The sequence below is a fragment of the uncultured Pseudacidovorax sp. genome, assembly GCF_913773995.1.
In the GTDB taxonomy this organism is placed as follows: domain Bacteria; phylum Pseudomonadota; class Gammaproteobacteria; order Burkholderiales; family Burkholderiaceae_C; genus Xenophilus.
The window spans coordinates 1-23,200 of record NZ_CAJYES010000188.1; the positions used below are offsets into that span (position 1 = coordinate 1).

At 70.2% G+C, this 23,200-nt stretch carries 24 protein-coding genes and 1 tRNA gene; 14 read left to right on the forward strand and 11 right to left on the reverse strand.

Going from position 1 to position 23,200, the window contains the following annotated elements:
• Positions 1-269: 269 nt before the first annotated feature.
• Together dinB and QZ772_RS17315 are read left to right on the forward strand one after the other, a co-directional pair.
• Positions 270-1,469 carry a DNA polymerase IV gene (dinB, locus tag QZ772_RS17310; protein WP_295528880.1) on the forward strand — a complete coding sequence of 400 codons (1,200 nt, stop codon included), beginning with the start codon at positions 270-272 and terminating at the stop codon, positions 1,467-1,469.
• Positions 1,470-1,574: 105 nt separating this feature from the next.
• Positions 1,575-2,741 carry a DNA topoisomerase IB gene (locus QZ772_RS17315; RefSeq protein ID WP_295528844.1) on the forward strand — a complete coding sequence of 389 codons (1,167 nt, stop codon included), beginning with the start codon at positions 1,575-1,577 and terminating at the stop codon, positions 2,739-2,741.
• On the opposite strand, the gene QZ772_RS17320 is transcribed toward QZ772_RS17315, so the two are convergent.
• From QZ772_RS17320 to yaaA, 6 genes are all read right to left on the reverse strand, one after another.
• Entirely contained in the window at positions 2,695-3,378 is a 684-nt protein-coding gene (locus tag QZ772_RS17320) for a hypothetical protein (RefSeq protein WP_295528847.1), read from the reverse strand. The two genes, QZ772_RS17315 and QZ772_RS17320, sit on opposite strands and share 47 nt — an antisense overlap.
• Positions 3,375-3,731 (reverse strand): response regulator, encoded by a 357-nt coding sequence (locus QZ772_RS17325; protein ID WP_295381199.1) that lies wholly within the window; start codon positions 3,729-3,731, stop codon positions 3,375-3,377. The genes QZ772_RS17320 and QZ772_RS17325 overlap by 4 nt, the downstream gene beginning before the upstream one ends.
• Before the next feature lie 154 nt (positions 3,732-3,885).
• Positions 3,886-4,743 carry an NADPH-dependent 7-cyano-7-deazaguanine reductase QueF gene (gene queF, locus QZ772_RS17330; RefSeq protein WP_295528848.1) on the reverse strand — a complete coding sequence of 286 codons (858 nt, stop codon included), beginning with the start codon at positions 4,741-4,743 and terminating at the stop codon, positions 3,886-3,888.
• Positions 4,740-5,657, reverse strand: a complete 918-nt coding sequence (locus tag QZ772_RS17335) for an alpha/beta fold hydrolase (RefSeq protein WP_295528850.1) — start codon at positions 5,655-5,657, stop codon at positions 4,740-4,742. The genes queF and QZ772_RS17335 overlap by 4 nt, the downstream gene beginning before the upstream one ends.
• A gap of 16 nt (positions 5,658-5,673) precedes the next feature.
• Positions 5,674-6,504: a 2OG-Fe(II) oxygenase gene (locus QZ772_RS17340; protein WP_295528852.1), complete on the reverse strand. Its 831-nt coding sequence runs from the start codon at positions 6,502-6,504 to the stop codon at positions 5,674-5,676.
• A gap of 58 nt (positions 6,505-6,562) precedes the next feature.
• A complete protein-coding gene (gene yaaA, locus QZ772_RS17345; RefSeq protein ID WP_295528854.1) occupies positions 6,563-7,342 on the reverse strand; it encodes a peroxide stress protein YaaA in 780 nt (259 codons plus the stop codon).
• A 117-nt stretch (positions 7,343-7,459) separates the two neighbouring features.
• Here yaaA and QZ772_RS17350 point away from each other — a divergent pair, with 117 nt between their 5' ends.
• Both QZ772_RS17350 and galU read left to right on the forward strand, forming a co-directional pair.
• The gene (locus QZ772_RS17350; protein ID WP_295528856.1) at positions 7,460-10,345 is read left to right on the forward strand and encodes a valine--tRNA ligase; all 2,886 of its coding nucleotides are present in this window, start codon (positions 7,460-7,462) and stop codon (positions 10,343-10,345) included.
• A gap of 66 nt (positions 10,346-10,411) precedes the next feature.
• Entirely contained in the window at positions 10,412-11,299 is an 888-nt protein-coding gene (gene galU, locus QZ772_RS17355) for a UTP--glucose-1-phosphate uridylyltransferase GalU (RefSeq protein WP_295528858.1), read from the forward strand.
• Between the two features lie 72 nt (positions 11,300-11,371).
• On the opposite strand, the gene QZ772_RS17360 is transcribed toward galU, so the two are convergent.
• The 3 genes from QZ772_RS17360 to cysM are packed head-to-tail and all read right to left on the reverse strand — an operon-like array spanning position 11,372 to position 13,152.
• Positions 11,372-11,599 (reverse strand): sulfurtransferase TusA family protein, encoded by a 228-nt coding sequence (locus tag QZ772_RS17360; RefSeq protein WP_295528882.1) that lies wholly within the window; start codon positions 11,597-11,599, stop codon positions 11,372-11,374.
• Positions 11,600-11,631: 32 nt separating this feature from the next.
• Entirely contained in the window at positions 11,632-12,186 is a 555-nt protein-coding gene (locus QZ772_RS17365) for an NUDIX domain-containing protein (RefSeq protein WP_295528860.1), read from the reverse strand.
• Positions 12,187-12,243: 57 nt separating this feature from the next.
• Positions 12,244-13,152, reverse strand: coding sequence for a cysteine synthase CysM (gene cysM, locus QZ772_RS17370; RefSeq protein ID WP_295528862.1), 909 nt, complete (start codon positions 13,150-13,152; stop codon positions 12,244-12,246).
• An 81-nt stretch (positions 13,153-13,233) separates the two neighbouring features.
• On the opposite strand from cysM, the gene QZ772_RS17375 reads away from it, so the two are divergent.
• Together QZ772_RS17375 and QZ772_RS17380 are read left to right on the forward strand one after the other, a co-directional pair.
• Positions 13,234-13,318 (forward strand) — tRNA-Leu (locus tag QZ772_RS17375).
• A 211-nt stretch (positions 13,319-13,529) separates the two neighbouring features.
• Positions 13,530-13,742, forward strand: coding sequence for a hypothetical protein (locus QZ772_RS17380; protein WP_295528864.1), 213 nt, complete (start codon positions 13,530-13,532; stop codon positions 13,740-13,742).
• A 13-nt stretch (positions 13,743-13,755) separates the two neighbouring features.
• Here QZ772_RS17380 and QZ772_RS17385 read toward each other — a convergent pair whose 3' ends face one another.
• Positions 13,756-15,150: a PLP-dependent aminotransferase family protein gene (locus QZ772_RS17385; protein ID WP_295528866.1), complete on the reverse strand. Its 1,395-nt coding sequence runs from the start codon at positions 15,148-15,150 to the stop codon at positions 13,756-13,758.
• Between the two features lie 355 nt (positions 15,151-15,505).
• Between QZ772_RS17385 and QZ772_RS17390 the strand changes: the two genes are divergently transcribed.
• From QZ772_RS17390 to QZ772_RS17425, 8 genes are all read left to right on the forward strand, one after another.
• Entirely contained in the window at positions 15,506-15,988 is a 483-nt protein-coding gene (locus tag QZ772_RS17390) for an MSMEG_0572/Sll0783 family nitrogen starvation response protein (protein WP_017761953.1), read from the forward strand.
• A gap of 20 nt (positions 15,989-16,008) precedes the next feature.
• The gene (locus tag QZ772_RS17395) at positions 16,009-17,004 is read left to right on the forward strand and encodes a Nit6803 family nitrilase (RefSeq protein WP_295528868.1); all 996 of its coding nucleotides are present in this window, start codon (positions 16,009-16,011) and stop codon (positions 17,002-17,004) included.
• Positions 17,005-17,024: 20 nt separating this feature from the next.
• Positions 17,025-18,122 carry an MSMEG_0568 family radical SAM protein gene (locus QZ772_RS17400; protein WP_295528884.1) on the forward strand — a complete coding sequence of 366 codons (1,098 nt, stop codon included), beginning with the start codon at positions 17,025-17,027 and terminating at the stop codon, positions 18,120-18,122.
• A 130-nt stretch (positions 18,123-18,252) separates the two neighbouring features.
• A complete protein-coding gene (locus QZ772_RS17405) occupies positions 18,253-18,795 on the forward strand; it encodes an MSMEG_0567/Sll0786 family nitrogen starvation N-acetyltransferase (protein WP_295528886.1) in 543 nt (180 codons plus the stop codon).
• A 173-nt stretch (positions 18,796-18,968) separates the two neighbouring features.
• On the forward strand, positions 18,969-20,090 hold the full coding sequence (locus tag QZ772_RS17410; RefSeq protein ID WP_295528870.1) for a sll0787 family AIR synthase-like protein: 1,122 nt from the start codon (positions 18,969-18,971) through the stop codon (positions 20,088-20,090).
• The gene (locus tag QZ772_RS17415; protein ID WP_295528872.1) at positions 20,083-21,327 is read left to right on the forward strand and encodes an MSMEG_0565 family glycosyltransferase; all 1,245 of its coding nucleotides are present in this window, start codon (positions 20,083-20,085) and stop codon (positions 21,325-21,327) included. The genes QZ772_RS17410 and QZ772_RS17415 overlap by 8 nt, the downstream gene beginning before the upstream one ends.
• Entirely contained in the window at positions 21,315-21,608 is a 294-nt protein-coding gene (locus tag QZ772_RS17420) for an MSMEG_0570 family nitrogen starvation response protein (protein WP_295528874.1), read from the forward strand. Before QZ772_RS17415 ends, QZ772_RS17420 begins: the two co-directional genes overlap by 13 nt.
• A gap of 36 nt (positions 21,609-21,644) precedes the next feature.
• Positions 21,645-22,928, forward strand: coding sequence for an MSMEG_0569 family flavin-dependent oxidoreductase (locus tag QZ772_RS17425; RefSeq protein WP_295528876.1), 1,284 nt, complete (start codon positions 21,645-21,647; stop codon positions 22,926-22,928).
• A 16-nt stretch (positions 22,929-22,944) separates the two neighbouring features.
• Here the strand turns inward: QZ772_RS17425 and QZ772_RS17430 are convergent.
• Positions 22,945-23,200, reverse strand: a 256-nt coding sequence (locus tag QZ772_RS17430; RefSeq protein ID WP_295528878.1) for a peroxidase-related enzyme, incomplete at its 5' end; no start/stop codon positions are given.

The following is a 23,200-nucleotide window of genomic DNA, read 5'->3' on the forward strand; positions in this document are numbered from 1 at the left end:
CAGCTGTCGCTCTACGCCGCCCAGCAGAACCTCATCGGCACGGAGCTCTCGCACATGACCAACCTGGTGACCTTCTATCGCACTCTCGGCGGCGGATGGTCGGAGCGCTCCGAACCCGTGGTGGCCCAGGCGCCACGCTGACGCGGGCGTCTGCCCGGTGCCGCCTTCGACGCCTGGGGTCGAGTCAGATCCCACCGGCGAAGGCGCGCCGGCTTGCCGACAATCCGTGGGTGAGTTCCACCCCCATCCGCCGCATCGCCCACCTCGACATGGACGCCTTCTTCGCCTCCGTCGAGCTGTTGCGCTATCCGCAGCTCAAGGGCCTGCCGGTGGTGGTGGGTGGTGGCCGGCGCCGGCTGGAAGAGGTCATCGGCGGCCTGCCGCCCGACACGCCGCTGGACCGCATCCCCATCGCCGCCTTTCCGCGCCTGGCCGATTACGTGGGCCGCGGGGTCATCACCACCGCCACCTATCCGGCCCGGCAGTTCGGCATCGGCTCGGCCATGGGCATGATGAAGGCCGCCAAGCTGTGCCCGCAGGCGCTGATGCTGCCCACCGACTTCGACGAATACCGCCGCTATTCGCGCGCCTTCAAGAAGATCGTGACCGACATCGCCCCCGTGATGCAGGACCGTGGCGTCGACGAGGTCTACATCGACTTCACCGACGTGCCCGGTGGCCAGCGCGAGGGCGGGCGGGTGTTGGCGCGGCTGATCCAGAAGTCCATCTTCGACACCACGGGCCTGACCTGCTCCATCGGCGTGGCGCCCAACAAGCTGCTGGCCAAGATGGCCAGCGAATTCGACAAGCCGAACGGCATCACCGTGCTCTACGAACACGAACTGGCCGACCGCATCTGGCCGCTGCCGGTGCGCAAGGTCAACGGCATCGGGCCCAAGGCCGAGGCCAAGATGACGCGCCTGGGCCTGCACACCATCGGCGACCTGGCCAAGTGCGAGCGGGCCTGGCTCGTCCAGCACTTCGGCAAGGCCTACGGCGCGTGGCTGCACGAGGTGGCCTGGGGCCGCGACGACCGGCCGGTGGAGACTGAGAGCGAGCCCGTCTCCATGAGCCGCGAGACCACCTTCGAGCGCGACCTGCACGCCGTGCGCGACCGGGCCGAGCTCGGCGCCATCTTCACCCGCCTGTGCGAGAAGGTGGCCGAGGACCTGCAGCGCAAGGGCTACGTGGGCCGCACCATCGGCGTCAAGCTGCGCTATGCCGATTTCAAGATCGCCACCCGTGACCAGTCGCTGGAGCTGTACACCGCCGATGCCAAGCTGATCCGCCGCACCGCCGGCCTGGCCCTCAAGCGCGTGCCGCTGGAGAAGCCCCTGCGCCTGATCGGCGTGCGGGTGGGTGCATTGGTGAAGGCGGGCAGCGCCGAGGCCCAGGCGCCCGTGCGCCGAAGCGGCAGCGCCAGCAAGCCGGCCGCGCCTCCGGGGCCGGTCACCGCCTCGCTGTTCTGAACTCGGCCGACTGCGGGCCGACAACTCGGCGCACCGGGGCCCCGCCGGGCGTCCTACAACGGGGCACCGTGTGCCATGGCAGCTTGCAGGCACAAAGCCTGAACCATGCTCGACGCCACCGCCTCATCCCACACCGAAACGGCTGCCGTGCCCGCGCCCACGCCCATCGGCAACGGCCTCGTCTATGTCTCCAGCGAGATGCCCGGCATCGAGCGCGTGCGCGACGGCCAGAACTTTCGCTACCGCGCCGCGGACGGCCGCTGGCTCCGCGACGATGACGAGATCGCGCGCATCCGCAAGCTGGCGATTCCGCCCGCCTACGAGCAGGTGTGGATCTGCCCGTTGGCCAATGGCCATCTGCAGGCGACGGGGCTGGATGCGCGCGGCCGGCGGCAATACCGCTACCACCCGGACTGGCGACTGCTGAAGGACGAGGTCAAGTTCGAGCGACTGGAACAGTTCGGCCAGGCCCTGCCGCGCATCCGCGCGCGGGTGCAGCGCGACCTGAACAAAGCGCGCGGCAGGCCCTCACGGGCGGCGGTGCTGGCCGCCATCGTGCGGCTGCTCGACACCACCTACCTGCGCGTCGGCAACGAGGAATACGCGCGCACCAACAAGTCCTTCGGCCTGACCACGCTGCGCAACCGCCACCTGCAGTCCACCGGCGGCCGGCTCACACTGCGCTTTCGCGGCAAGAGCGGCGTCATGCACGAGGCCGAAGTGGGCGACAAGCGCGTGGCGCGCGTGGTGCGGCAGTGCCAGCAGCTGCCCGGCCAGGCCCTCTTCCAGTACATCGACGAGGACGGCGAGCAGCGCCACGTGAGTTCGGGGGACGTCAACGACTACCTGCGCGAAGCGACCGGTGGCGAGTTCACGGCCAAGGACTTCCGCACCTGGCACGGCTCGGTGCAGGCGCTGGAACTCACCCGCCTGGCCTGCGACCGTCACGTGGAGGAATCAACCGGCCTGCGCATCCGCGCCAAGGAGATCCTGGCCGCCGTGGCCAAGCAGCTCGGGAACACGCCCGCGGTCTGCCGCAAGGCCTACATCCATCCCGCGGTGCTGGAGCTGGGCGGCAAACTCTCGGCGGATGCCGAGGCGATGTCGAAGGTGTGGGACGGCCTCGGCACGGCGCGCACCCGGCGTGGCCTGCTGGCGGCGGAGGGGCGGCTGATGGACTTCCTGCGCCGCCACCGCCTGACGCTGGCGCGCGAGGCGCGTCAGCTCAAGCGGCTTTCAGCGACAGCACGACCTCGTCGCGCCCGATCGTGATGGTGCGGCCCAGGTCGTCGGCCAGGTTCTGCAGGCAGACGGCGTCGATGGCGAGGCTGCGGGGGGCGCGGTGCTGCATCAGCTCCGCATCCTCACGGCCGTCGGGCTTGGGCGCGACGCGCACCCGCACCAGATGGGGCTCGTCGCCGGGTTCGATGCGCACCAGCACCGGCTCCTCGGTCTGGTCATGCAGGTGGCCCAGCGCGCCCAGCAGCAGGTAGCGCAGGGCTGCACCGTCCGGCCAGCGCTCTTCGTTCTGCGCATCGGTGTCGATGCGCTCGTCGATCTCCAGCGAGAGCCCATTGAGATCGAAGGCTGCACGCATGAGGCCGGCGCACTGGCGCACCAGCTCGCTGCGGGCCAGCCCCTCATCGGTGGTGGCCAGCTCCCAATCGCGCAAGGCGCGCACCGAATCGACCAGCATGGCCAGCTGGTCGCTGGCCTGGTCCACCCGCTGCACGCAGGCGCTGCCGTCCACCGGATCGGCCCCGGCCTGGCGCTTGAGCATCAGCAGCGTCATCCGCAACAGGGACACCGGCCCGGCCATCTCGTGACGGAGGGCGGGCAGCGCACGCATCAGGAGTTCATGCCGGACGCCGGCGGCGATCCAGCTGCGGGCGCTGGGAGAGGCCTTCATGCGGAAGCCGGTCGCGCCAGCAGCCGGTCGAGCGCGTCGAAGTCGATCGGCTTTTGCAGGTAATGGTCGAAATAGGGCACGGCCTGGGCGCCCGTCGCATCGCCGGCGCCGTAGCCGGAGATGGCCACCAGCAGCAGCGGGCGGTCGCCAGCGTTGCTGCGCAGGTGCTGCGCCACCTCGGTGCCAGGGCGGTCCGGCAGCGTGAGGTCGACCAGCGCGACGTCATAGCTGTCCTGCGAGAAGGCATCGATGGCCTCCTGCGCCGTGTGCGCACAGCGGGCCTGGTGGTCCTGCAGGACGATCAGTTCCTGCAGCAGTTCGGCCGCGGAGACGTTGTCGTCGACGATGAGCACGTTCAAGCGGAATGTCCTCGCGCGTTGTGTCTGGATGGAAGGCCGCGCCGGGGTCGGCGGCCGGTGGCGCAGTATGCGCGCCGCCGTCCGCCCGGGCTGTAGGAGCATGCCGACGGCGCGTCCCCGGAGCCCCATTGCCGGCCGGCGCGCCGGCTCACTGCCGGGCGGTGCGGATATTCGGCGGCAGCGCTTGCGGCCAGCTGGTGCGGAAGGGATTGATGTCCAGCCCGCCGCGGCGCGTGTAGCGGCAGTACACGGCCAGCCGCGTGGGGGCGCAACGGCGCCAGATGTCCGTGAATATGCGCTCGGCGCAGGGCTCGTGGAATTCGTTGTGATTGCGAAAGCTCACGATGTAGCGCAGCAACCCTTCCTGGTCGAGGGGCGGGCCGCTGTAGCTGATCTGCACGCTGCCCCAGTCGGGCTGGCCGGTGACGCGGCAGTTGCTCTTGAGCAGGCGGCTGGTGAGCGTCTCGTTGACCGCAGGCTCGCCCGGCACGGTGCGCAGCAGCTCGGGTCTGGGTTCGTAGTCGGTGCAGTCCACGTCCAGGCGGTCGAGGTCCAGGCCTGACAGCTCCTCCACCCGCTCGGCATCGAACTGGGCCGGTGCCAGCAGCCTGACGCCCACGCTGCCGCTGCGCTCGCTGCCGCGCCAAACGGCTTCGCCCAGGTCGGTGCGCAGGCGTTCGCGCACCGCCTCAGCGTCGGCAAAGGTGCTGCTGTTGAAGCTGTTGAGGTAGAGCTTGAAGGACTTGCTCTCGATGATGTTGGGCGTCTCGCAGGGCACCGTGAAGTGCGCGATGGCCAGCTGAGGTTTGCCGCGCGGGTTGAGCCACGACAGCTCGAAGGCGGTCCACAGGTCGGCGCCGAAGAAAGGCAGCCGCTGGGTGTCGATGCCCATCTCCTCGCGCTGCAGGGCGCGCGGCAGGGGGAAGAGCAGCGAGGGGTCGTAGCGGTCGACATAGGCCGAGGCCCGGCCCAGCTGCGACTGCTCGGGGGTGTTGTCCAGACTCATGCCGCCGATTGTCGGCGGGGCTCGGCGTCCTGAAGAAAGGGAAGGACATGCGCGGCCAGCTGGGCCGAGACGCCCGGCGGCCAGTCGTGGCCCATGCCCGGAATGCCGACGAAGCGCGCCCCGGGAATGCGCCGCGCGGTATCGCGGCCGCATTCGATGGGCAGCAGGGGGTCGGCCTCGCCGTGCAGCACCAGCGTAGGGCAGGCGATGCGGGACAGCAGTGCGGGCCGTTCGGTGTCGGCCCAGATGGCCAGCAGCTGACGCTGGGTGCCGGCCGGGTCGTAGTCGCGGCGCAGCGCGGTACGCACCTGATCGCGGAGCACGGCCTCGTCCTGCCGATACGCGGGGCTCTCGATCAGGCGCAGCAGGCCGACGCTGTGGTCCACCAGGGCATCCTCGCCCGCGCTGCGGCGGGGCGGCCGGCGCAGCATGGCGGCGGCCACCTCGGCGCGGGGCCCCGGCAGGTGCCGCGCCCCACTGCTGCTCATGACGCTGGTGAGGCTGAGCACCCGGTCTGGCGCCGTAGCCGCCATCCGCTGGACGATCATGCCGCCCATGGACACACCCAGCACATGGGCCTGGGCGATGCCCAGCGCATCGAGCAGCCCCAGCGCGTCGCCCGCCATGTCCTGCAGGCCGTAGGGCACATCCAGCGCCAGGCCCATGCGCATGCGCAGGGCCTGCCACATCATGTTGCTGCGCTCGGCGGCGTGCAGGTGAGTGGACAGGCCCGTGTCCCGGTTGTCGTGGCGCAGCACACGGTAGCCGGCGCCGGTGAGCGCATCGACCAGCGCGGCCGGCCAGGCGATGAGCTGCATGCCCAGCCCCATGACCAGCAGCACCACCGGCCCGTTGCCGCCGCTGTCCTCGAACGCGATGTCGATGCCGTTGGCGCGCGCAGTGCCGGCGGTCATCGCGGTGCCGCTCCGCTCACTTGAACTCGCCTTCGCGCAGCCATTTGGTGGCCACCCATTTCTCACCCGCCTCCACCGGTGCGCCACCATGCAGCGTCTTGGTGGCCGGGTGCGGCCGGTCGTAGGAGAAGAAGACCCCCGTGCCACGCACCGGCGCCACGGCCAGGCCGATGTCGGGGAAGGTGGTGGCGCCGCCGCGCTCGGGCTCCTGCAGGTACATCACCAGCGTACCCACGCGCTGGCCGCCGCGGCGCAGGATGGTGGGCGTGCCGGGCTCGCCGGGGTCGAAGTAGTCGTAGTGCGGCCGGTACTGGGCGCCGGGCGAGTAGCGCAGGATCTGCAGCCCTTCGCCGCGCTCCACCGGCCAGTTCAGCAGCCGGGCGATGCGGGCCTCGATGCGGCTGACCAGCTCGCTTTCGCCACGCTGGAAGAACATGCCGTCGCTGGTGCGGTCGGCATTGACCGCCTCGCCGCCCGTCTTGGTCTCCACCGTGAGCGAGCGGGCCAGGCGGGCGCGGGCCGCCTCGATCAACCCCTCGCAGTCCTCGTCGCTGAGCAACTCGCCGAAGACCACCACGCGCGGCTGGGCCAGCGTCTGCATCACCTGCACGCGGCGGTCGCCGGCGTCGAGGTAGAGCGGATCGCCGTCGAGCCGGGGCTCGGGCATCTCGGTGCGCCGGGGCGGCGGCTCGGCCGGGGCGCCGCGCTCCAGTTCGGCCAGCGCCATGTCGGTCGCATCGTCGCGCCAGCCGGCCGCGTGCATGGAAGCGCGCAGCGTGGCGACGGAATGGCCGGCAGCCAGTTGCGACTGGATCCACTGCCGGAGTTCGGGGGTGATGGCTTGCATGGCGCGAGGGCTCCCGGGCTTCTGCTGAAGACGAGGTGTCAGGATAACGGCCGAAGGCTCAGCCGCGACGGAACACCAGCCGGTCCGGCTGCGAGACCTCGGGCGCGAAGGCATAGCCTTCGAGGTCGAAGGCCTCCAGCCGGCGGGGCGTCCCCGCCTTGTGCAGGATGGCCCAGCGCGCCATCAGGCCGCGGGCGCGCTTGGCATAGAAGCTCACGATCTTGTAGTCGTCGCCCTTGCGCTCCTGGAACACGCACTCGACGACGCGGGCCTTGAGCGCCTTCTGGTCGACGGACTTGAAATATTCCTGCGACGCCAGGTTGACCACCACCGGCGTGCGGTCCGCGGCCAGGCGCTCGTTGAGCCAGGTCGCGATGCGGTCGCCCCAGAAGGCATACAAATCCTTGCCGCGGGGGTTGGCCAGGGCCGTCCCCATCTCCAGGCGGTAGGGCTGCAGCCGGTCCAGCGGACGCAGCACGCCGTACAGGCCGCTGAGGATCACCACATGGTCCTGCGCCCAGTCGAGCTGCGCGGCGCTCAGGCTGCGTGCGTCCAGGCCGCCATAGACGTCGCCGTCGAAGGCCAGCGCGGCCTGGCGGGCGTTCTTGGCGGTGCCTTTGGGGGCCCAGGCCTCGTAGCGGGCGGCATTGAGGGCAGCCAGCTTGTCCGACAGGTGCATCAGCTCGGCCACCTGCTGCGGCGACTTCTGGCGCAGCAGGCCGATCAGCTCGGCAGCGGGGCTGCGGGCGCCTTCGAACACGGGCTGGGTGGCGGGCAGGTCTTCGGGAACGGGCGCTTCGTAATCGAGCGACTTGGCGGGCGAGAGCAGGAAGAGCATCGGGGAATTATGGAAGACCCGGAGCTGCAGAAGCCGCCCCGTAAAATTGCCCGTTTCCCGTCTTCGAACCCCCACGGCCTGCCGGCCCCCGCCGGCTGGCCCTGACTCCATCCGCCCATGAGCGACACCCCCCTGCAACCCGGCCTCCAGAGCCTCGCCAAGTCCTTCGAACCCGCCGCCATCGAGGCCCAGTGGGGCCCAGAGTGGGAGCGCCGCGGCTATGCGAAGGCGGGCTTCCGCGGCACGCAGGCGCCGCAGGCCGGCGCGCCCTCCTTCGCCATCCAGCTGCCGCCGCCCAACGTCACGGGCACGCTGCACATGGGCCATGCCTTCAACCAGACCATCATGGACAGCCTGACGCGCTACCACCGCATGGCGGGCGCGAACACGCTGTGGGTGCCGGGCACCGACCATGCCGGCATCGCCACGCAGATCGTGGTGGAGCGCCAGCTGCAGGGCCACGGCCAGAGCCGCCACGACCTGGGCCGCAAGAACTTCGTCGCCCGCGTGTGGGAGTGGAAACAGCAGTCCGGCAACACCATCACCGAGCAGATGCGCCGCATGGGCGACACGGTGGACTGGAGCCGCGAGTACTTCACCATGGACGACAAGCTGTCCAAGGTGGTGACCGACACCTTCGTGCGGCTGTACGAGCAGGGCCTGATCTACCGCGGCAAGCGGCTCGTGAACTGGGACCCGGTGCTGATGTCCGCCGTCTCCGACCTGGAGGTGGAGAGCGAGGAGGAAGAAGGCTTCCTGTGGCACATCGCCTACCCGCTCGAAGACGGCAGCGGCAGCCTGACGGTGGCCACCACCCGGCCCGAGACCATGCTGGGCGACGTGGCCGTGATGGTCCACCCCGAAGACGAGCGCTACACCGCCCTCATCGGCAAGCAGGTGCGCCTGCCACTGGTGGACCGGCTGATCCCCATCATTGCCGACGACTACGTGGATCGTGAGTTTGGCACCGGCGTGGTCAAGGTCACGCCCGCGCACGACCACAACGACTATGCGGTGGGCCAGCGCCATGGCCTGGCCATCATCGGCGTGCTGACGCTGGACGCGAAGATCAACGACAACGCACCCGAGGCCTACCGCGGCCTGGACCGCTTCGCCGCCCGCAAGAAGATCGTGGCCGACCTGGAGGCCGCAGGCGCCCTGGTCGAGACCAGGAAGCACAGGCTGATGGTGCCGCGCTGCGCCCGCACCGGCCAGGTGGTCGAGCCCATGCTGACGGACCAGTGGTTCGTCGCCATGACCAAGGTGAGCGAGCAGGACCCGACCGGCAAGAGCATCGCCCAGAAGGCCATCGACGCGGTGCAGTCCGGCCAGGTGCGCTTCGTGCCCGAGAACTGGGTCAACACCTACAACCAGTGGATGAACAACATCCAGGACTGGTGCATCAGCCGCCAGCTGTGGTGGGGCCACCAGATTCCCGCCTGGTACGACGAGGATGGCCACGTCTACGTGGCCCGCAACGAGGAAGAGGCGCAGAAGCAGGCACCCGGCAAGACGCTCAAGCGTGACGAGGACGTGCTGGACACCTGGTATTCGTCGGCGCTGGTGCCCTTCTCCTCGCTCGGCTGGCCCGAAGCGCTGGACAACAACGACGCCCTCAAGGACTACGACCTCTACCTGCCCTCCACCGTGCTGGTGACCGGCTACGACATCATCTTCTTCTGGGTCGCCCGGATGATCATGATGACCACGCACTTCACCGGTCGCGTGCCCTTCAAGCATGTCTACATCCACGGCCTGGTGCGCGATGCGCAGGGCAAGAAGATGAGCAAGTCCGAAGGCAACGTGCTCGATCCGGTGGACCTGATCGACGGCATCGCGCTGGAGCCGCTGCTGGACAAGCGCACCCAGGGCCTTCGCAAGCCCGAGACCGCACCGCAGGTGCGCAAGAACACGCAAAAGGAATTTCCCGAAGGCATCCCCGCCTACGGTGCCGATGCGCTGCGCTTCACCTTCGCGGCGCTGGCCTCGCTGGGCCGCAGCATCAACTTCGACAGCAAGCGCTGCGAGGGCTACCGCAACTTCTGCAACAAGCTCTGGAACGCCACCCGCTTCGTGCTGATGAACTGCGAAGGGCAGGACTGCGGCCTGATGGAGCACACCAAGGCCGACTGCGCCCCGGGTGGTAAGGCCGACGGCTACATGCGCTTCAGCCAGGCCGACCGCTGGATCGCCTCGCAACTGCAGCGTGTGGAGCAGGAGGTGGCGCAAGGCTTTGCCGAATACCGTCTGGACAACGTCGCCAACGCCATCTACCAGTTCGCCTGGGACGAGTTCTGCGACTGGTACCTGGAAATCGCCAAGGTGCAGATCCAGACCGGCGGCGAGGCCGAGCAGCGCGCCACCCGCCGCACGCTGATCCGCACGCTGGAGACCCTGCTGCGCCTGGCGCACCCGATCATTCCCTTCATCACCGAGGAGCTGTGGCAGAAGGTCGCGCCCGTCGCGGGACGCGAGGGTGCGTCGATCATGGTCGCCGCCTACCCCGTCGCCCAACCCGAGAAGATCGACGAGGCCGCCGAGGCGCATGTGGCCAAGCTCAAGGCGCTGGTGGCCTCCTGCCGCACGCTGCGCGGCGAGATGAACGTCTCGCCCGCCCAGCGGCTGCCGTTGTACGTCGTGGGCGATGCCGACTTCGTGCGCCAGGCCGCGCCGGTGCTCCAGGCCCTGGCCAAGTTGAGCGAGGTCAAGGTTTTCGATGATGAGTCCGCCTGGACCGCCGCCGCGCAAGCCGCGCCCGTCGCATTGGTGGGCGAAGCGCGCCTGGCCTTGCATGTCGAGATCGACGTGGCCGCCGAGCGTGTGCGCCTGGGCAAGGAAATCGCCCGCATCCAGGGCGAGATCGCCAAGGCGCAGGGCAAGCTGGGCAACGAGGCCTTCGTGGCCAAGGCGCCGCCGAACGTCATCGCGCAGGAACGCCAGCGCATGGCCGATTTCGGCGCTTCGCTGACACGATTGCAGGAACAACTCGCGCGTCTCGGTTGAAGCTGCGTTCATTCGCCTGCATTAGCATTGACCGGTTAAAGAATCTCAACTCTTCCGCACATCCGCATGCCCACCTCCAGACGCATCCGCAAGGCCGTTTTCCCCGTGGCCGGCTTTGGTACCCGCTTCCTGCCCGCCACCAAGGCGCAGCCCAAGGAAATGCTGCCGGTGGTGGACAAGCCGCTGATCCAGTACGCGGTCGAGGAAGCCTACGCCGCTGGCATCCGTGACATGATCTTCGTGACGGGCCGCAACAAGCGCGCGATCGAAGACCATTACGACACCGCCTACGAGCTGGAAAGTCAGCTCGAAGCCAGCGGCAAGAACGCCCTGTTGCGCATCGCCCGATCGGTGGCGCCCGAGGACATGACCTGCTCCTACGTGCGCCAGCCGCGCATGTTGGGCCTGGGTCATGCGGTGCTGTGCGCCGAGCATCTGGTGGGCGACGAGCCCTTCGCCGTGCTGCTGGCGGACGACCTGATGGTCGGCCCGCAGGGCGGCGAAGGCGTGCTGTCGCAGATGGTGCGCACCTACAACAACCTCGGCGGCTCGGTGCTGGCGGTGCAGGAGGTGCCGCTGGATCAGGTCAAGCGCTACGGCATCGTGGCCGGCGACCCGATGGGCGACGGCCTCACGCAGGTGCGCGCCATGGTCGAGAAGCCCTCGCCCGAGAACGCACCTTCGCGCCTGGGCGTGGCCGGCCGCTATGTGCTGACCCCTGGCGTGTTCGAGGAAATCCGCCGCCAGCCCAAGGGCGCCGGTGGGGAGATCCAGCTGACCGACGGCATCGCCTCGCTGATGAAGAAGGAAAGCGTCTACGCCTATTCGTACAAGGGCGTGCGCTACGACTGCGGCAGCAAGGAAGGCTTCCTGCAGGCCACGGTCGAACTGGCCCTGGCGCACCCGGAGGTCGGCAGCTACTTCAAGGATTACCTCAAGAGCCTGGAGCTCTGAGCGGCACCATCCTGAGATGAAGAACGAAAGGGGCCTCGCGGCCCCTTTCTGCTTTTGGCGGCTTACGCCCTCTCAGCGTCGCCGGAGTACGTGGACGAACTCCGCGCCCACCGTCTCCTGCGACACCAACCCATGGCCGGTCTGGCGTGCGAAGGCCTGGAAGTCGCGGGTGGAGCCCGGATCGGTGGCCACCACCTTCAGCAACTGGCCGCTGGCCATGTCGTTCAGCGCCTTCTTGGCCTTGAGGATGGGCAGCGGGCAATTCAGCCCGCGGGTGTCGATTTCCTTGTCGATGGCGATGTCGGTCATGGCTCTCTTTTGCGCGGCGCGGTTCAGGTGGACAGCCCGCGGCGGCGCTCCTCGTTCTCTTGGGCGGTGAAGAACACCGGCTCGTGGCCGCGCGTGCGCAGCCAGTCGGCCAGCGCATAGCCGGTGCCGGCGGGCCAGCACTTGAGGTCGGCCAGGTCATAAAGGCGCCAGTCCACCAGCTCGGGCGAGAGCTTCACCTCGCCCTCGGCCACCACGTGGTAAGCGATGATGACCTGGTTCATGCGCTGGAAATCGTAGGCACCCACGAGGTCGCAGCTCAGGACGTCGAGGTTAGTCTCTTCCTTGACCTCGCGCGCGATGCCCTCGGTGGGCGTTTCGCCGGCCTCCATGAAGCCGGTGATCAGCGCAAACATCTTCGGCGGCCAGGCCGCATTGCGCGCCAGAAGCACCTGACCGTTGTATTCGACAATGGCGGCCAGCACCGGCGTCGGGTTGTTCCAGTGGGTGTGGCCACAGGCCGGGCAGCGCAGGCGGGCCTTGGGGCCGCCGTCTTCCATCATCTCGATCCATTCGAGCGGCGTGGCGCAGGCCTGGCAGAACTTGGGCAGGTGGTTCAAGGGCGGGTCTCCGATGTCGTCGTTGTGGTGGTCGTGGGGACGGGGCCAGGGCGGTGCTCAGGCCGGGAACACGCCGGTGGAAAGATAGCGGTCGCCGCGGTCGCAGACGATGAAGACGATGGTCGCGTTCTCCACCGTGCGGGCGATCTCCAGTGCCACCCACAGCGCGCCGGCGGCCGAGATGCCCCCGAAGATTCCCTCCTCGCGCGCCAGGCGGCGGGCCATTTCCTCTGCACTGTCCTGGCTGACGTTGACCACCTGGTCCACGCGCGTGGGGTCGAAGATCTTGGGCAGGTATTCCTGCGGCCACTTGCGGATGCCCGGGATGCGGGAACCCTCCGCCGGCTGCGCCCCGACGATCTGGATCGCCGGGTTCTTCTCCTTGAGGAAGCGCGACACACCAGTGATGGTGCCGGTGGTGCCCATGGCACTGACGAAATGGGTGATGCGCCCGCCCGTCTGCTCCCAGAGCTCGGGGCCCGTGGTCTCGTAGTGGATGCGCGGGTTGTCGGCGTTGGCGAACTGGTCGAGCACCCGGCCCTTGCCCTGCGCGACCATCTGGTCGGCCAGGTCACGGGCGTATTCCATGCCGCCGCTCTTGGGGGTGAGCACGAGTTCGGCGCCGAAGGCCTTCATGGTCTGCGCGCGTTCGATGGAGAGGTCCTCCGGCATGATCAGCACCATGCGGTAGCCCTTGATGGCCGCCGCCATGGCCAGCGCGATGCCGGTGTTGCCCGAAGTGGCCTCGATCAGCGTGTCGCCGGGCTTGATCTCGCCGCGCTCCTCCGCGCGCCGGATCATCGACAGGGCCGGCCGGTCCTTCACCGAACCGGCCGGGTTGTTGCCCTCGAGCTTGCCCAGCACCACGTTGCCGCGGGCGGCATTGGCAGCGGCCTCGATGCGTTGCAGGGCCACCAGCGGCGTCTTGCCGATCGCGTCTTCGATCGTCGGATAGGAATGGGTCATGGTTCTTGCGTAAAAGCCCGCGGCACCGAAGCGGTGTGCTGAGGCACTGTGCCATAATTTTGGGCTGTCTCGACGCTTCGTGCCGGAGTGGTGAAATTGGTAGACGCAGGGGACTCAAAATCCCCCGCCGCAAGGCGTGCCGGTTCGATTCCGGCCTCCGGCACCAACGACTGCGCGTCATGGCCTTCAACGGTCTGCGCCTTTCGTTCCACAAGCGTTCCGCGTTCCCGACTTCCGGCATCCGCAGCCTCCGGGCTGGTCCTTTCGCCAGGACGCATGCCGCTCAGGCCCCTCAGGGAGCCCGCCTCCCCTTGTACTGCGCCGCATTGACCGATACGCCCGATTCCGCTTCCTCTGTTCCCGGTCCGAACCCCCGCATGGCCACCCTGGATGATGCCCGCCTCGAAGGCCGCCCGGCCGAGCCGGCGCACCTCACCGCGGCTACGCCTGAGCCCGACGCCCACAGCCCGTCCTCGCTGCGGCAGCGCTTCGGCGAAGCGGCCTCGCTGTTCGGCAAGCTCGACACCCGCCCCTTTGACGAGCGCAACCGCCCCGCGCCCTGGTGGTCGCGCTGGCTGCGCCGGCGTTGAGCTGATTCCCTGATCAGGCCGCGCGGCAGCCGAGCACCGCGTCACGCACCGCCCGCAACGCCCGACCGCAGTCATCGCGCGTGAGGGGCCCGCCCAGGCACAGGCGCAGCGCCTCGGGCGGCATGCGGTCGGTGGAAAAGGCCTGGCTCGCCACCGCTGCCACGCCCATCTGCTGCAGCTGCTGCGCCAGCTCGGCGCTCACGCAGCGGCCACCCGTCCCGCCCTCTTCCTCACCATCGAGCGGCAGCCAGGCATGGAAGCCCTGCGGATGCGTGCGCAGGCCCAGGTCGCCCAGGAGTTCCCGGGCCAACGCGCTGCGCCAGCTGCATTCGGCGCGCATGGCGTCCAGCGCCTGCGCCGCGAGACCTGAGCCCAGCCAGTGCGTGACCAGGCCGGTGGTCAGCGGCGAGGCCATCACCGTCGTGGCACGCAGTGCACCCGCCAGGCGCTGCGTGGCCGCATCGGTGGGCGCCAGCACGAAGGCATTGCGCAGGCCCGCGCCCAGCCACTTGGAAGTGCCGCTGACGTAGTAGGTGAGCGCCGGCGCGAAGTCCGCCAGCGGTGGCGGCACGGCCGGGGCCAGCATGCCGTAGGCGTCGTCCTCGATGATGGGCACGCTGTGGTGGGCGGCGATGTCCGCCAGAGCCTCGCGACGGCCCAGCGACAGCGTGGCGGTGGTCGGGTTGTGCAGGTTGGGGCACAGGTACAGCGCGCCGATGGACGCGCTCTTGCACAGCGTCTCGAAGGACTGCGGCACGATGCCTTCCTCGTCGCACTGCAGCGGCTGCAGCTGCGTGCCGAGCTGCGCGGCGATGGCCTTGAGCCCCGGGTACAGCAGCGACTCCACCGCGAGGCTCTGGCCGGGCCGCACCAGCAGGCTCAGCAGCGCCAGCAACACGCTGTGGATGCCCGGCGCCACCAGCGTGTGTTCGGCGCGGGCGTGACCCACCCACTGGCGCAGCCAATGCGCCGCTGCCTCGCGGTCGCGCGGAGTGCCCCCGAAGTCCTGGTAGCGCATCAGCTCGGCCACCGGCGTGGCGGCGACGAAGGCGGCGGCCTCGTCCTGCAACTGCTGACCCACGGGATGGTCGTTCAGCTCCGGCGGCATGTTCATCGTCATCTCGGCGCCGGTGCCGCCGCGCAGCGGCAGGCCGATGAAGGAGCCGCGCACATAGGAGCCCAGCCCCGGACGCGAGGCGATGAGCCCACGCTCGCGCGCCTGCGCAAAGCCACGCACCACGGTCGTGTAGTTCAGCCCCAGCTGCTGGGCCAGATCGCGCAGCGGCGGCAGCCGGTCACGCGGTGCGAGGCGACCGCGCTGGAGGTCCTCCGCGAGCAGGTCGGGAATGAGCTGATAGGCCGGAAGTTCGCTGTGTCTCAGCCGCGCGGCCCAGTGCGAGAAGGGCATGGAGGAATGGCTTTCAGGCGCTCGGAAAGCTCCGAGTAGAGCGCAATACGCCCCCGCCGTGCGGCCACTGCGGGTGCTTGTTTTGGTGCGCCATGCCATTGATCGGATGCATTGATTGCATCGGCCTGCGGCGCGCTGGTGCATCGGGCCGGGCGGGCTGGCAGCGCCATGCCAGGCTGCCGTCGGCCGCATGCGCGCATGCCCATTGGCTTGATCGGCCATTGATCGGCCAGGCCGCCCGGCCGGCGGCCCGTTCCTCGCAAAGAGGCTGGCACCACAGCGCGATGCGGCCTTTCTCGAAAGGCGTCGCGCCGCGGCCCCACCCGATCCACCGCCAACCGCAACCGAGGTGCCCATGCCCCAAGTGACCCATCCCGCAGCCCAGAAGGGCGACTTCCTGGTCGACTACGAAGAGAAGGTCTTCGAAGACGTCAAGGCCGAGCCCGGCGAGAAGGCCCTGGTGACCTTCCATACCGTGGCCTTCGAAGGCTCCATCGGCTTCGTGAACCTGCTGCAGGCCACGCGGCTGCAGCGCAAGGGCTTCGAGACCTCGATCCTGCTCTACGGCCCCGGCGTGACGCTGGGCGTCAAGCGCGGCTTTCCCAAGCTGGGCGACTCGGCCTTTCCGGGCCACCAGAACTTCAACGAGCAGATCACCAAGTTCATCGCCGAAGGCGGCAAGGTCTACGCCTGCCGCTTCGCGCTGCAGGCGCTGTACGGCCACGGCGAGGGCGCGCTGATCGAAGGCATCCGCCCCATCAACCCGCTGGACGTGCTCGACGTCGTGCTGCTGCACCGCAAGCAGGGCGCCTTCATCCTCGACACCTGGACGCTCTGAGCGCCGCGCCGGAGCACGCCATGGCCCTGCCGAAGAAGAAGACCGTGCGCGCCGCCGCCGCGCAGATCGCGCCCGACCTGGACAGCGAAGGCGGCACCCTGGCCCGCGTGCTGGAGACGGTGCACGAGGCGGCCCGCCAGGGCGTGGAGCTGATCGTCTTCCCCGAGACCTTCGTGCCCTACTACCCCTACTTCTCCTTCGTGCAGCCGCCGGCGCGCCAGGGCGCGGACCACCTGCTGCTGATGAAGCGTGCACCCACCGTGCCCGGCCCCATGACCGAGGCCGTGGCCGCCGCCGCGCGGCAGGCCGGCATGGTGGTGGTGCTGGGGGTGAACGAGCGCGACCACGGCAGCCTCTACAACACGCAGCTGGTCTTCGATGCCGACGGCCGCCTGGTGCTCAAGCGCCGCAAGATCACGCCCACCTACCACGAGCGCATGGTCTGGGGCCAGGGCGACGGCAGCGGCCTGAAGGCCGTGGACACGGCCGTGGGCCGCGTCGGCGCCCTTGCCTGCTGGGAGCACTACAACCCGCTGGCCCGCTATGCGCTGATGGCGGACCACGAACAGATCCACTGCGCCCAGTTCCCGGGCTCGCTGGTGGGGCCCATCTTTGCCGAGCAGATGGGCGTGACCATCCGCCACCACGCGCTGGAGTCGGGCTGCTTCGTGATCAACGCCACCGGCTGGCTGCACGACGAGCAGGTGCGCCGGCTGATGCCCGACGAGGCGCTGCAGGGCGCGTTGCGCGGCGGCTGCCACAGCGCCATCGTCTCGCCCGAAGGCAAGTACCTGGCCGAGCCGCTGACCGAAGGCGAGGGCCTGGTGGTGGCCGACCTGGACCTGGCGCTGATCGACAAGCGCAAACGCATGATGGATTCGGTGGGCCACTACGCGCGCCCCGAACTGCTGTCGCTGGCCATCCGTCGCGATGCCGCCGCCACGACCCGGCCACTGGCCGCCGGCGAGCCGGCTCTTCTGTCCGACGACATTCCACTGCCCCCGGAGGCCGCATGAATCCGCAGACAAGACAGCTGATGACCGAACTGCAGACCCGCGGCCTGCGGCTCGAAGCGCCGCAGGCGGGCGCCGCCAGCCGCCGCGGTGGGGCCGGCCCCTCGGACCACAAGGCCGTGACGGTGGACGGCGTGACGCTGATGGTGCCGGTGCACACGCATGGCGCCTTCGACTCGCCCTTCGTCGCCGGCACGCCCGATGCGCAGGGCCGCGCCACCCTGCGCCACGGCACCATCCCGATCGCGCAACTGAGCTTTCCGCGCGCACCGCGCTTCTACGGCCGGCAGACGGCCGACGGCATTCCCTACCAGCAGATCGCCACGCTGCACGGCACCGACGTGCTGGCCACCACCGTGCTGCAGACCTGCATCCGCTACGAGAGCCGGCGCAAGGCCTGCCGCTTCTGCGCCATCGGCCAGTCGCTGGCGGCCGGCCGCACCATCGCCCACAAGACGCCCGCGCAACTGGCCGAGGTGGCCAAAGCCGCCGTCGAGCTCGATGGCGTGCGCCACATGGTGATGACCACCGGCACGCCGCCCACCCGCGACCGCGGCGCGCAGGTGCTGTGCGACAGCGCCGCTGCCGTGAAGGCCGCGGTCGACCTGCCCATCCAGGCCCAGTGCGAGCCGCCCGACACCGACGCCTGGTTCCAGCGCCTGAAGGACGCAGGCGTCGACACGCTGGGCATGCACATCGAGGTGGTGGGCGAGGACCTGCGCCAGCAGATCCTGCCCGGCAAGGCCGAGGTGCCCATGGCCCGCTACTGGGAAGCCTTCGAGGCCGCCGTGGCCGTCTTCGGCCGCGGCCAGGTCAGCACCTACCTGCTGGCCGGTCTGGGCGACAGCGCGCAGACCCTGCTGGCCACCAGCGAGCGGCTGCTGGCGCTGGGCGTGTATCCCTTCGTCGTGCCCTTCGTGCCCATCAGCGGCACGCCACTGGAAGACCATGCCCCGCCCGGCGCGGACTTCATGCGCTCCGTGCTGGAGCCGCTGGGCGCGATGGTGCGCCAGGCCGGCCTGCGCGCGGCCGACATCAAGGCCGGGTGCGGCAAGTGCGCCGCCTGCTCGACGCTGTCGGTGTTCGAGGACGCGGCCACGCCCCTGGCCGAGGCGGCCTGAGCGGCGGGTGTGCGGCCCTCCTGGCAGACCGACCACGCCCGAACACGCCGAACGCGCCCGACCCCGTCGCCCCGCCCAACCCACCGCTGGAGCCCTCCTCATGATCCTCGTCGAAGCCCAACCCTGGCTCATGCCCGCGCCGCCCGTGCCGCGGCTCGACAACGCCTTCCGCATCCAGTGGGCCAGCATCCCGTGGATGCAGCGCGAGGCCCAGGCCTTGCGGTTCCAGGTGTTCTGCGTGGAGCAGCGCCTGTTCGACCGCGACGACCACGATGCCATCGACACGCAGCCCGGCACCCGCACGCTGGTGGCCTGCTCCACGCTGGCCGGCCTGCCGGACGAGGTGGTGGGCACGGTGCGCATCCACGAGGAGGCGCCCGGCACCTGGTGGGGCTCGCGCCTGGCCGTGGCCGCGCCCTGGCGCCGCAATGCGCAGCTGGGCACCGGCCTGATCCGCCTGGCCGTGAGCAGCGCCCATGCCCTCGGCTGCCGCGAGTTCCTGGCCCATGTGCAGATGCAGAACGTGCCGCTGTTCCAGCGCCTGCACTGGCGGCAGGACGGCGTGGCCGACCTCCACGGCCTGCCTCACGCCCTGATGCGCGCCGACCTGCGCCGGTACCCGCCCTGCCACACGCCGGAGGCTGGCTTCGTGCTGGCGGGGAGCCGCGGATGAGCAGGAACCACGACCCCGAATTCGTTCGCCCTGACTCCAGATCCGTTCGCCCTGAGCCTGTCGAAGGGCAGGACAACGCTCGGCCGGGGCTTCGACAGGCTCAGCCCGAACGGGTGGGGAGCGATCAGCCCGAACGGGTAGGGAGCGATCAGCCCGCCCGGCTTCTGCCCCCGTTGCTCACCGCCCTGCGCGCCGGGCGGGGCTTTGCCCACAAGCGCGATATCGCACGCGTGATGCAGTCGCTGGACGACGACGCGCCAAACGCCGCGAGCGGCCCGGCGGTCACGCCGACCGCCGCCCCCACCACCATCCCCAACGGCGACGACTGCGCCGTGCTGCCGCTGCCGGGCGGCGGCCACCAGCTGCTGGCCATCGAAGGGCTGATGCCCGACTTCGTGCAGCAGCAGCCGTGGTTTGCCGGCTACAGCGCCGTGATGGTCAACCTGAGCGACGTGGCCGCGATGGGCGGCCGACCCACCGCCGTCGTCGATGCACTCTGGAGTACCGACGAGGCCACCACGGCCGAGCTGCTGCGCGGCATGCGTGCCGCCTGCGCGCAGTACGGCGTGCCGCTGGTCGGCGGCCACACCAACCTGCGCAGCGCCGGCGCGCAACTGGCCGTGGCGGTGCTGGGCCGGGCCGAGCGGCTCATCTCCAGCTTTGCCGCGCGGACCGACGACCGCCTGCTGGTCGCCACCGATCTGCGCGGTGCCTGGCAGGGCGACGCGCCCTTCTGGAACGCCAGCACCGACGCACCCGCGGCACGCCTGCAGGCCGACCTGACGTTGCTGCCGCAACTGGCCGAGGCCGGGCTGGTCGATGCCGGCAAGGACATCAGCATGGCCGGCGTGCTGGGCACGCTGCTGATGCTGCTGGAATGCTCGGGCTGCGGTGCGCGTGTCGAACTGGCACGCCTGCCCTGCCCCCCGCGTACCCACGGCGGACCCGACTGGCACGCGGACAGCAACGCCGCCCATGCCGCGCGGTTGCGCTGGCTCAGCGCCTTTCCCAGCTTCGGGTTCGTGCTGGCCGTGCGGCCGGCGCTGGCCGCCCAGGTGCAGGCCCGCTTCGCAGAACACGGCATCGCCTGTGCCGACGTCGGCGAGGTGCAGGCCGGCACGCGGCTGGACGTGGCCCTGGGCGCAGAGCAGGCCTGCCTGTGGGACTTGGCCGAGTCGGGCTTCATCCTCGGCGGGCCGGTGACATCGACATCGACATCGACATCGACATCGACATCGGCGTCAGCCTCAGCTGCGGCTTCGACCAAGTCCGGGAAGGAGCGCCACCATGCCTGAGCGCCAGCAGATCGCTCAGGCACGCGAGGGCCTGCACGTCGGCCTGGCCATGCACAGCGTGCTGCCGCGCGGCGGTGTGATCCACACGCTGGAGCTGGCGAACGCGCTGGCCCGTCAGGGCGTGACGGTGACCGTCTTCGCGCCGGTGGAGCCGGGCCAGTCGCTGTTCCGCCCACTGGGGGAGGGCCTGCGGCTGCATGCGATTCCCATGCCCCGCCCCACCGGCACGCTGCTGGCCGACCAGGTCGGCGAGCGCATCGGGGCACTGCGTGCAGCGCTGCCGGCGGCGGCGGCGCAGGCTGGCGTCGATGTGCTGCATGTGCAGGACAGCCTGAACGGCGCCGCGCTGGCACAGAGCCCGCCCGCCATGCCCTGGCTGCGCACCGTGCATCACCTCGACGACTTCACCGATCCACGCCTGGATGCCTGGCAGGCCATGGCCTGGCAGCGCGCCCGGGCCGTCTGCTGCGTCAGCGACACCTGGTTCGACCAGTTGCGTGCCCGGCCCGAAGCACCGCCCGCGCACCGCGTCTTCAATGGCGTGGACCTGCAGCGCTTTTGCCCCGGCCCCGTGGCGGAGGATGCCGCCGCCCTGTCGCCGCTGACGGACGCCGGCCTCGACGACGCGCCGCTGCTGCTGGCCCTGGGTGGCGTGGAAGCGCGCAAGAACAGCACACGCCTGCTGCGCGCCTTCGCCCGGCTGCGCCGCGAGGTGCCCCAGGCAGCCCGCGCACGGCTGCTGGTGGCCGGCGGCGCCAGCCTGCTGCAGCACGGCGCCGAGCAGCAGCGCTGGCAAGCCGCGCTGGCCGACATCGGCCTGGACGAAGGCCCCGGCCGGCCGGTCTGGCGCACCGGCCCCCTGCCCGACGCCGCCATCGCCGCCCTCATGCGCCGCGCCCGCCTGCTGGCCATGCCCTCGCTCAACGAAGGCTTCGGCCTGGTCGCGCTGGAGGCGCTGGCCTGCGGTACGCCGGTGCTGGTCTCGCGCCGGGCGCCCTTCACCGAGCACCTGGCCGGCAGCCCGGGCGTGAGCTGGTGCGAGCCGGAGGACGAGGCCAGCGTGGCGCTCGGCCTCGCCCGCGCCTGGACCCAGCCCCGCCTGCCGCAGCCGCCCGCCGTCTGCCACACCCACAGCTGGGCCCGCAGTGCCCGCGCCCATCTGCAGGTCTACCGCCAATGCCTGGCATCGACCCCCTCTTCCCTCGCCTCCCAGGACCCCACCCCATGCCTGCCATGACCTACACCCTGCGCTGGCCCGACGCCAGCGAGACCACCGCCTACTCGCCCTCGCTGGTGATCCAGGACTACTTCGCGCCCGGCCAGGCCTATGCCCTCGACGACTTCATGCAGAAGCTGCGCGAGGCCACCGGCATCGCCAACGACCGGGTGCGCGCCAAGTTCGGCTTCGCCTGCTCGCGGGCCAGCGACCAACTGGCCGACATCGAGGCCCGCGTGGCCCACCACGCCGGCCAGCCCGGCGCCCAGGTGCAGGTGCTGGCCTTCGGGCCGGCGGACTGAGCGACCGAGCCCGCTTCCTCATCCACGGAGAACCCCATGACCGCTTCCTCGCCCCTCGCCCCGCACTACCCCGTCGTCGTCATCGGCGGCGGCCAAGCCGGGCTCTCGACCAGCCACTACCTGCAGCAGGCCGGCATCGCGCACGTCGTGCTCGAAAAGCACCGCATCGGCCATGCCTGGCGCGACCAGCGCTGGGACAGCTTCTGCCTGGTTACGCCCAACTGGCAGTGCCGGCTGCCCGACTTTCCCTACGACGGGCCGGACCCGAAGGGCTTCATGCTGCGCGACGAGATCGTGGCCTACCTGGAGGCCTTCGCCCGCAAATCCCGCCCGCCGGTCATCGAAGGCGTGTCGGTGCAGGGCGTGCGGCGTCATGCGGACGGCATGCTCGAAGTGAGCACCTCGCTCGGCACCTGCCTGGCCGACCATGTGGTGGTGGCCACGGGTGGCTACGACATCCCCATCGTGCCCGCCTGCGCCCACAGCCTGCCGCCGGCCATCACCCAGCTGCATTCGGTGGACTACCGCAACCCGGCCCAGTTGCCCCCCGGCGAAGTGCTGGTGGTGGGCTCCGGCCAGTCCGGCGTGCAGATCATGGAAGACCTGCACCTGGCCGGCCGCAAGGTGCACCTGGCCGTGGGCTCGGCCCCGCGCTCGCCGCGCGTGTACCGCGGCCGCGAATCCACCGAATGGCTGCACGAGCTGGGCTTCTACAAGCTCACGGTGGACCGCCATCCGCTGGGCGACGAGGCCCGCCACAAGACCAACCACTACATGACCGGCCGCGACGGCGGCCACGAGATCGACCTGCGCCGCTTCGCGCTGCAAGGCGTGCGGCTCTACGGCACGCTGGCCGACATCCATGGCGCGCAGGTGAGCTTCCGCCCCGACCTCACGCGCAACCTGGACGAGGCCGACGAGGTGTACTGCAACATCCGCCGCGACATCGACGCCTACATCGCGCGGGCCGGCATCGACGCGCCGGTGGAGCCGCCCTTCCAGAAAGCCTGGGAGCCGGATGCCGACCCGACGCTGCTGGACCTGCAGGCCGCCGGCATCACCACCATCGTGTGGGCCATCGGCTTCCGTGCCGACTACCGGTGGATCGACCTGCCCGTCTTCGACGGCCGCGGCCATCCGCGCTTCCGCCGCGGCGTGACGGCCGAGCCGGGGCTCTACTTCGTCGGGCTGCCCTGGCTCAACACCTGGGGCTCTGGGCGCTTCCTGGGCGTGGCGGACGATGCGCGGCACCTGGTCGAGGTGATCGGCCAGCGCATCGCCGCGGCCCACGTGCCCGAGCCGCTCGCCGAAGCGGCCTGACGGTAGCCGGGCGTTCTCAACCCTCGCCGCCGTACACCGGCTCGCCCAGGTTGAGCATCAGCCGGTTGGCCCAGGCGAAGATGGCGATGGCATGGATCAGGTCCAGGATCTCCAGGTCCGACAGGCCCGCGGCGCGCAGCGGCGCGATGTCGTCAGCGCCGAAGCCGGCCGGCGTCGCCGTCAGCGTGATCGAGGCCTGCACGATGGCCCGCTCGCGTGCGTTGGTGCCCGCGCCCTGCGGTTCGTGGAAGACCTGCGCGATCACGTCGTTG

Bases quoted from the DNA above. Each gene is read 5' to 3' on its own strand.
- dinB (WP_295528880.1), top strand. From the start codon at position 270: ATGGACGCCTTCTTCGCCTCCGTCGAGCTGTTGCGCTATCCGCAGCTC.
- yaaA (WP_295528854.1), bottom strand. From the start codon at position 7,342: ATGCTCTTCCTGCTCTCGCCCGCCAAGTCGCTCGATTACGAAGCGCCC.
- QZ772_RS17425 (WP_295528876.1), top strand. From the start codon at position 21,645: ATGACCGCTTCCTCGCCCCTCGCCCCGCACTACCCCGTCGTCGTCATC.
- QZ772_RS17390 (WP_017761953.1), top strand. From the start codon at position 15,506: ATGCCCCAAGTGACCCATCCCGCAGCCCAGAAGGGCGACTTCCTGGTC.
- QZ772_RS17395 (WP_295528868.1), top strand. From the start codon at position 16,009: ATGGCCCTGCCGAAGAAGAAGACCGTGCGCGCCGCCGCCGCGCAGATC.
- QZ772_RS17385 (WP_295528866.1), bottom strand. From the start codon at position 15,150: ATGCCCTTCTCGCACTGGGCCGCGCGGCTGAGACACAGCGAACTTCCG.
- QZ772_RS17405 (WP_295528886.1), top strand. From the start codon at position 18,253: ATGCCCGCGCCGCCCGTGCCGCGGCTCGACAACGCCTTCCGCATCCAG.
- cysM (WP_295528862.1), bottom strand. From the start codon at position 13,152: ATGACCCATTCCTATCCGACGATCGAAGACGCGATCGGCAAGACGCCG.
- queF (WP_295528848.1), bottom strand. From the start codon at position 4,743: ATGAGTCTGGACAACACCCCCGAGCAGTCGCAGCTGGGCCGGGCCTCG.
- QZ772_RS17380 (WP_295528864.1), top strand. From the start codon at position 13,530: ATGGCCACCCTGGATGATGCCCGCCTCGAAGGCCGCCCGGCCGAGCCG.
- QZ772_RS17335 (WP_295528850.1), bottom strand. From the start codon at position 5,657: ATGACCGCCGGCACTGCGCGCGCCAACGGCATCGACATCGCGTTCGAG.
- QZ772_RS17400 (WP_295528884.1), top strand. From the start codon at position 17,025: ATGACCGAACTGCAGACCCGCGGCCTGCGGCTCGAAGCGCCGCAGGCG.
- QZ772_RS17350 (WP_295528856.1), top strand. From the start codon at position 7,460: ATGAGCGACACCCCCCTGCAACCCGGCCTCCAGAGCCTCGCCAAGTCC.
- QZ772_RS17320 (WP_295528847.1), bottom strand. From the start codon at position 3,378: ATGAAGGCCTCTCCCAGCGCCCGCAGCTGGATCGCCGCCGGCGTCCGG.
- QZ772_RS17415 (WP_295528872.1), top strand. From the start codon at position 20,083: ATGCCTGAGCGCCAGCAGATCGCTCAGGCACGCGAGGGCCTGCACGTC.
- galU (WP_295528858.1), top strand. From the start codon at position 10,412: ATGCCCACCTCCAGACGCATCCGCAAGGCCGTTTTCCCCGTGGCCGGC.
- QZ772_RS17420 (WP_295528874.1), top strand. From the start codon at position 21,315: ATGCCTGCCATGACCTACACCCTGCGCTGGCCCGACGCCAGCGAGACC.
- QZ772_RS17340 (WP_295528852.1), bottom strand. From the start codon at position 6,504: ATGCAAGCCATCACCCCCGAACTCCGGCAGTGGATCCAGTCGCAACTG.
- QZ772_RS17315 (WP_295528844.1), top strand. From the start codon at position 1,575: ATGCTCGACGCCACCGCCTCATCCCACACCGAAACGGCTGCCGTGCCC.